Below are 7,206 nucleotides of genomic sequence, written 5' to 3' on the forward strand. Positions count from 1 at the left end.
TCATGGCAGATGAGAAAAGCCGGGAAGTCCAGACGGCCCTCGGCGTCAGCTTACGGAACAGGATCACGGCGAGCACGACGGCGCAGTAGCGTAGCGCCACCCGCATGCACGGGCTGGCGGCGAAACCGGTCAGGAGCGCGGCGATCATCGCTGTCCTCGTTTCCAGTCATCGAGGCGGGCGTAGATCGTGACCGCGATCCCGCCGAGCGCCACGGCGATGAACACCCAGCGGAGCGTATCGAGATACGGGACCAGCGGCAGGATCGCGCTTTGCGTATCCGCCAGCACCTGCTGGGCCACCTCGACGCTTGCCGCGCCCAGTGTCGCAACTCCGGCCGCGCCACCCCCCTTCATGGTGCGGCTGTCGGCGAGCACCTCGCGCGCGGGCGGCGTCTCCGCCGCGAAGGCAGTCGCCCGGGCCGGGAACCGCTCGCCCCACTGACGCGCGGGTCCGAGATCGACATGCATGAACCCCGAGCGGGGATAGAAGCCGAAGCCGAGGAACCCAACCTCCCGTGCCGCCGCCTCGAAGGCCACGGGGTCGTGGTTCGCCATGGCGATATCGAAGGCGGCGCCGTCGAGGTGTTTCGACCGGGTCGCGCCGCCGACAGCACGGTTGTGCTCAGGGCTGCGATAGGCCGAGCGGACGATCAGCGGCTTGCCCAGCCGGTCGCGCAGCGCCTGCAGCCTGTCGAGCGCAGGCTCGTTGATCAACAACTTGCCGGTGCCCCGGCAGGCGATCTCGGCCGGGCTAAAGTTCGGCCAGCGCCAGGTGCTCTCGGGCACGTCGCGCCAATGGCGGTGGAACGTCGTGGTCATGAGATCCTCCGAAAACAAAAAACCCGCCTCAAGGGCGGGTCATGGTGGGCTGATGAATGAGGATGGGGCGCGGCTACGGGCTGCCGCCGAAGATCTTGAGCTTGATGGCGATGCCGGCGAGCAGCGCCAGCATGACGCCGGTGGTGATCATGCGGACGGCAGTCTGCATGGCGGTGCGCCGCACCAGACGGATGCAATCCACCAGGGAGCGCAGATCGCGGATGTCGAGCGCGGCTTCGTCGCCGTCGAGGCCGACATTGGCGAGCGCGCGCTTCGCGCCTTCCTCGGCCGCCCGGGTCAGGATCGCCTCGAACTCGGCGTCGGGCATGCGCACGAAGCCCTCGGATCGGGGTGGGTTCATCGGGTCCTCCTTCCGCCGCTCAGCCGATCTTGCAGCCCCAGAAGGACGTGTGGTCGGCCGCGAAGTAGCCGTCCGCGACCCGGAAATACCCCTGCAGTTCGACGGTATCGCCCGCGGTGAGCGGCACCATGGTCTGCAGCCAGATCGCGGTGGCGAGCGAGACGTGGGTGGCGGAGATTTCGCCGAGAGAGCCTCTGATTTCGGTCGTGCCATTCAGCACGAGCCGCCCGCGCATGCGCGCCGTGGTGCTGGCGTTGATCTTGTAGAGCAGCGTCGCGCCGAAGAGATAGGTGCCGTCGACAGGCGCCACGAAGTGGTTGTTCGCGGCATCGAAGGCCCCCTGATCGTTGTAGTCGGTGTTGTTCAGGCCGATCTTCGTCCAGGTCCCAACGCCCACGTAGTTGTCGTAGTTGGTGTACGCCTTGAACCGCGGCAGCCGGGGCTGATCGACGATGCCGGTGGCGTTGTCGACGCTCAGCCCGTCGAAGAAGGTGCTGCCATCGGCCGAGACTGCCAGCCGGAAGCGGTCCGACCCGAAGAGGCCGACCAGCGCCTTGGTTGCAAAGCCGGTCTGCAGCGTCAGCCCGAGGTCGTCGCCCGCAGCCTCCTTGTTCATGGTGTAGAAGAGATCGCCGGTGCCACCCTCGGCGACGGTCTTCGCGGTCCAGAGTGCCGCGTTCAGCTTGGCCGAGAACGGGTTCGACGCATCTGCCGTCGTGCCCAACCCTAGCAGCGCCATGTTCTGCAGCGCCGCGGGCGTGGTGCCGACCCACTCCGCGCCGTCATAGACCAGCAGCAGGCCCTCGTCCTCGACCCAAGCCCGCCAGCCTGTCCGCGGCGGCAGACGCAGCCACGCGCCGTCCGTCCAGAGCGCCACGTTCAGGTCCCAGCCCGCCCAGTCGCCCGTCGCGCCGGAGCCGACGATGTAGCGGTCGCCATCGGCGGGCGAACCAGGCGGCGCGGTCAGGTCCCGGTCGAGCACCGATAGCTGGACGAGCCCGTCGAGGATCCGCAGCGCCTCGTTGTGGGTGACATGCTTCTGGGCCTGCGCCGCGAGGATGTAGGGCAGCAGGAGATGGGTCGTGGCGTCGGACATGGGATGGCCTCAGAACGTGAGGGTGACGGTTTTCGGCGCGCCCCGCCCGACGAGGGCGGAGAGCTGGAAGATGCGGATGTCGAGCGTGTCGCCAGGGGCGAGCGGCGCGCCCCAATCGGCGGTCTGCTGGGCGGCGGTGTAGACGGCGCTGGTGGTGGCCGTGCTCAGGACGCGCTTCACCGTGGCACCGTGGAGGATCTCGACCTCGTAGGCTTCGAGCTCCTCGGCCAGCGGCACCTCAAGCCCGCCCCAGCTGTCGGCCGCCAGCGCGCGGGACCGGCGCGTCCAGCGGATCGTCAGATCGCCGGGCATGCGTGGGCGACGCCACGGCTGCTCGACATGGGCGACAGAGAAGGGTCGCAGTCCGACGCCTTCGGGCGTGAAGGCCTGCGCCACATAGGTCTCGTCGCTGACCGGACGGCTCGCCGGGCCGATGCGCCAGTTCCACGGCAGCCCGAGATCGGCCTTGGCGATGGGTAGTGACGAAAGCGCGGTGTCCAGCGCGACGACCCGCGCGCCTGCAGGGGCCGGATTGCCCATGGCACCCTCGGTCCCGCGCTGACCGCGCAGCAAGCGGGTCAGCCGGTAGCGGCCGGGCGCGAGCAGCTCGGCCGCACCCGCCTGGACGATCTCCCAGACGCCGGGCGCGCGCTCGATAGCCAGCGCGGTCGCTCCGCCAAACAGCGTCAGGTCGGTGACGCTTTCCAGCGCGCCGATCAGCAGATCGACCACCAGCGCATTGCCGAGATCGAAGCGCGACGTCGGTCCCGCAAAGAAGTCGGAGACCAGAGTCCCGATCCGGGCGCGGCTGCCAAGCGTCGTCAGCTGCTCGAAGCCATCGGTCGCGGGGCTGCGGAACACCGCCATCTCGCCCGGCCAGGGCACGGCGTGTGCCGCGACCAGCGGCCGGTGCGCGGGCTGGTCCTCGGTCAGCTGCGGCAGGTCCATCAGCACCGCATCCGGCGCGCCGAACACCACGGCGCGCGTCAGCGACGCCGCGCGCGGATCGCCGGGCGGCAGGTCGTAGGTCGCGCGGTCCTGGCGGACCGCCTCGATGCCGCGCGCCTCGGCGTCGGCGATGGAGACGAGCCGCAGATCGACCAGCCGCCCGTCATGCGCGAGCCGGATCGCGTCGGCCGGATCGAGCGCGAGCCGCGAGGGCGGCAGACGGAACGCCGCCGTCTCACGCCCCACCCACGCCTCCATCAGCGCGCGGCGGCAGCGGCGTTCGGCCTCCTCGGGCGGCACCGCCATCGGGAAGGACTCCGAGGCGATGCGCGTCGTGTCCACCGTGATGCGCCGCGCCTCGACGAGGGCGGCATCGTAATCCTCGTCGGCACGGGCGACCTGCCACTTCAGCGCCTGCGGCAGTTCGGTCTCCTGGCCCCGCGTCAGTTCCAGTACGTCGCCTTCACGACCGGCGACCAGATCCTCGGGCGCAAGGGTGGCAACGGAGGCCCGGCCGCGCATGACGAACCGGATCACCCCCTCGGCCTCCACCGCATCGAAGCCGAAATGCCGCGCCAGCGTCGTGATCGAGGCGCGCGGGCTTTCGAGCGCGGTGATGGCGTAGCCCTCGACCGCGCCCCAGAGGCCGGAGACGTCGATCCTCGACTCGGGCATCTCGGCGCGCAGGCAGAGGTGCCGCACGAGGGCCGCCAGCGACACCGCGCCGAGCCGACCGGTCAGCCAGTGGCCGAGCCGCCAGTTCGCGCCGTCAGTCCAGACGTCGGTCAGCGCCGGAAAGAATGGGTACGGCCGCGCGTCCCAGGTCCAGGCGGCGCATTCGGGGACGCGCACCATCCGGCCGCCATAGACCGAGGACACCGGGTTGTTCGCAGCCTCGCCCCACCAGAGATAGGTCGCCTCGAGATACGCCCGCTGGATCGCGTCATCGCGCCATCCCCGCGAGAAATGCGGCGTGAAGCTCTCGGACGACTTCGGATCGAAGAATACGTTCGGCTGGTTCGTGCCCCGGTCGATGGCGGGACAGCCGAGCTCGGTGAACCAGATCGGCTTGGACTGCGGCATCCACGCCGTCGGCGTTCCGCTCTCCACCCCGCCCGGCCGGTTGTAATGCGGGTTCGACCACCAGGCGCGCAGATCCTTGTAGCGGAAGACCCACGGCTTGGCGGCCGCGCCATCCGTGATCTGGGTACGGACCTGCGCGGAGCGGTCGGCTGCGCTGGCATAGAACCAGTCGAAGCCTTCGCCGCCCGCGATGTTCCCCTGCAGGTAGGCCCGGTCGTAGATCGCGGGCCAGCCCTCGGCCGCGTCGGCGTGCTCGAAGCCGTCCCGCCAGTCGGAGAGCGGCATGTAATTGTCGATCCCGACGAAATCGATCTCCGGATCGGCCCAGAGCGGATCGAGGTGGAAGAACACGTCGCCACTGCCGTCGCTGGGCTGATGTCCGAAATACTCGCTCCAGTCGGCGGCGTAGCCGATCTTCGTACCGGACCCGAGGATCGAGCGCACATCGCCGAGGAGGTCGCCAAAGCCCCCCACGCCGGAGACAAGCCGGGTGAACTGGTAGACGAGCTCGCCCGCGCCGACGACCAGCGCCCCGATGCCGGTGCGGATCAACGCCCCGCGCAGGACGACCAGAGCGGTGGCGAGGCCGCGCACGGAGAGCGCCGCGGCAGCCATTCCCGCCACCCAGCGGCCCGCAAGGAAGGCTGCGAAGGTGGCGGCATAGGTGGTCAGGCGGCCGATGTTGTCGAAGAGACCGCGGATCGCGATGCCGAGCGGACCGGTGCGGCTGGCGACCGCCGCCATGGCATCCGCGACAGCTTCCAGCGCCGGTGCGGCGGTAACCGCCATCTGGTTCGACAGGCCGCGCCAGATCAGGCCGAGCCGAGAGATGGCGTCGTTCGTCCGCTCGATCTGGTCGGCATCCTGTTCGGAGACGACGACCCCGAAGGCAAGCACGTCCTCCGTCGCCTGGCGCAGCGTCGCGGTGTCGATCCGCGACATGGCGATGGAGCCTTCCTCGCCGAAGAGCTGGCCCGCAACAGCCGCGCGTTCGGCGGCGGGCACGAAGCTCTCGATGGCGGCGTTGATCGCACCCACGCGCTGATCCAGCGGCAGCGCAATCAGGTCGGTGGCGGAAAGGCCAAGCCGGTCGAGCGCGTCGGCGGCGGGACCGGTCCCGGCCGCCGCCTGGCTGAGACGGCGGGTCAGGTCCTTGGTCGCCTGTTCGATGCCGGACATCGACACGCCAGCCAACTCGCCCGCACGCTCGAGCGTCTGGATCGAGGCGACGGTCGTGCCCAGCGACTGCGCCAGCTTGGCCTGCGCATCGACCGTCTGCAGGCCGGAGCGGACCATGGCGACACCGGCTGCCGTGGCCGCAGCCACCGCAGCAGCAGCGGCCACGCGGACCCGCCGCGAGAAGGCCGCGAGTCGGGCGTTCGCCGCCTCCATTTCGCGGCTTAGCCGTCCAAAGCCTCGCGAACCGGCTTCGCCGACACCTTCCAGCTCGGCCCGCACCTGTCGCCCGCCGACAGCAGCAAGGCGGACGCTGACGCGTTTCTCGGCCATCGGTCAGACTCCTTGCTTTCGCCGTATAGGCGTCTTACGTTTATGCCATCGATCAAGTGAAGGTATGACCATGGCCGAGACCGCGACCCTGTCCTCGAAGTTCCAGATCTCGATCCCCAAGGCGATCCGGGCCGCCCAGCACTGGGAGGCCGGGCTGACCTTTGCCTTCATCCCGAAAGGCACGGGCGTCCTGCTGGTGCCGGTGCCCAAGCGGGAGGCGCTGAAGGGGCTCGCGCGCGGCGCGTCCGCCACCGATTATCGCGACCGGACGGATCGGTTCTGATGATCCTCGTCGACACGTCGGCGTGGATCGAGTGGCTCATCGGCTCGCCGACCGGCGAGAAGCTGTCCGGGCAGTTGCCCGAACAGGCCGAGTGGCTTGTCCCGACCATGGTTCAGCTCGAGCTGGCGAAATGGCTGACGCGCGAGGTCGGCGAGGACAAGGCCGATCAGGTCATCGCTTTCACGCAGGTCTGCCACGTCGTCCCGCTCGACACCGAGATCGCGCTGGCGGCCGCGGAAGCCTGCCGCGAGCACAAGCTCGCCACCGCCGACGCGATCATCTTCGCAACCGCCCGCGCACAGGGCGCGACGCTCCTGACCTGCGACGCACATTTCCAGGGACTGCCCGGCGTCACCCTGATCGAGAAGATCAAGGCCTGAAACCCGGGGCGCCATTTGCCGCCAGCTCCTCGTTCAGCTTCCGCACCATCACCGCTTCGATGACGGGCAGCAGTTCGGCCATGGCGAGCGGCGGCACGCCGAGGGCATTACCGAGCGCGAGCGCGGCGGACAGGTCCCAGCCGATCACCGCGCCGGGCAACACGCGCAGCTGACCGCCGAGGCGGCCGACAAGGTCCCAGACCTGCCAACCCTCCGGAGTCTCCGGACGGTTCAGCCGCGCCGGGCAGTCCGGGCAGGCTTTCGCGCAGGCTTGGCAGTAGCGGTCGCCCCCGCCGAAGGACCACTCGGCGAGAGCGCGGAGGCGTTTTTTTCCTGTTCTAGCAGCAGACCCTTGGAAACGTAGGTCAGCTGGAACGCCTCGAAGATCGGCCAGACGTCGAGCAGCGCGTCGATGGCCTCGGGGCTGGGCACGATGGGCTTTCCGTCCACATCGCCGATGCCCTCCCAGCCGAGCACGGCGCGGCGCGCGAGAGCCTTGGCGAAGGCGACGGCGCGTTCCTCGTCGGAGGTATCTTCTGGAACAGCTTCCAGGGCCGGATCGCTGCGCGCCGCCACCATCAGGGCGGTGGTCAGCGGTCGCAGCTGCACACGGACGCCGGGCGCGAGGTCATGCCAGCGCGGGGCATTCGTCAGGTCGAGCGTCAGCATCAGTAGTATCCGTTTTGATCAAGGGTTGATTTCGGCCCATTTCCGGTCGTCCCGGATC

General features: G+C 69.4%; 8 protein-coding genes. 2 read left to right on the plus strand and 6 right to left on the minus strand.

Annotation, left to right across the window (positions count from 1 at the left end):
* Positions 1–144: 144 nt before the first annotated feature.
* From FG154_RS19850 to FG154_RS19865, 4 genes are all read right to left on the minus strand, one after another.
* Positions 145–819, minus strand: a complete 675-nt coding sequence (locus FG154_RS19850) for a YcbK family protein (protein ID WP_145111731.1) — start codon at positions 817–819, stop codon at positions 145–147.
* Positions 820–892: 73 nt separating this feature from the next.
* Positions 893–1,180 (minus strand): DUF6127 family protein, encoded by a 288-nt coding sequence (locus FG154_RS19855; RefSeq protein ID WP_145111734.1) that lies wholly within the window; start codon positions 1,178–1,180, stop codon positions 893–895.
* Between the two features lie 19 nt (positions 1,181–1,199).
* Positions 1,200–2,276, minus strand: coding sequence for a DUF2793 domain-containing protein (locus FG154_RS19860; RefSeq protein WP_145111738.1), 1,077 nt, complete (start codon positions 2,274–2,276; stop codon positions 1,200–1,202).
* Positions 2,277–2,285: 9 nt separating this feature from the next.
* On the minus strand, positions 2,286–5,816 hold the full coding sequence (locus tag FG154_RS19865) for a baseplate multidomain protein megatron (protein ID WP_145111741.1): 3,531 nt from the start codon (positions 5,814–5,816) through the stop codon (positions 2,286–2,288).
* Between the two features lie 70 nt (positions 5,817–5,886).
* On the opposite strand from FG154_RS19865, the gene FG154_RS19870 reads away from it, so the two are divergent.
* Entirely contained in the window at positions 5,887–6,099 is a 213-nt protein-coding gene (locus FG154_RS19870) for an AbrB/MazE/SpoVT family DNA-binding domain-containing protein (RefSeq protein WP_036179405.1), read from the plus strand.
* Positions 6,099–6,479, plus strand: a complete 381-nt coding sequence (locus FG154_RS19875; RefSeq protein ID WP_145111744.1) for a type II toxin-antitoxin system VapC family toxin — start codon at positions 6,099–6,101, stop codon at positions 6,477–6,479. Before FG154_RS19870 ends, FG154_RS19875 begins: the two co-directional genes overlap by 1 nt.
* Here FG154_RS19875 and FG154_RS19880 read toward each other — a convergent pair.
* Together FG154_RS19880 and FG154_RS19885 are read right to left on the minus strand one after the other, a co-directional pair.
* Positions 6,469–6,642 carry a DUF7697 family protein gene (locus tag FG154_RS19880; RefSeq protein WP_425456868.1) on the minus strand — a complete coding sequence of 58 codons (174 nt, stop codon included), beginning with the start codon at positions 6,640–6,642 and terminating at the stop codon, positions 6,469–6,471. The genes FG154_RS19875 and FG154_RS19880 overlap by 11 nt on opposite strands.
* 68 nt (positions 6,643–6,710) lie before the next feature.
* Entirely contained in the window at positions 6,711–7,148 is a 438-nt protein-coding gene (locus tag FG154_RS19885) for a hypothetical protein (RefSeq protein ID WP_145111749.1), read from the minus strand.
* Positions 7,149–7,206 lie beyond the last annotated feature (58 nt).

Source organism: Cereibacter sediminicola (genome assembly GCF_007668225.1).
In the GTDB taxonomy this organism is placed as follows: domain Bacteria; phylum Pseudomonadota; class Alphaproteobacteria; order Rhodobacterales; family Rhodobacteraceae; genus Cereibacter_A; species Cereibacter_A azotoformans.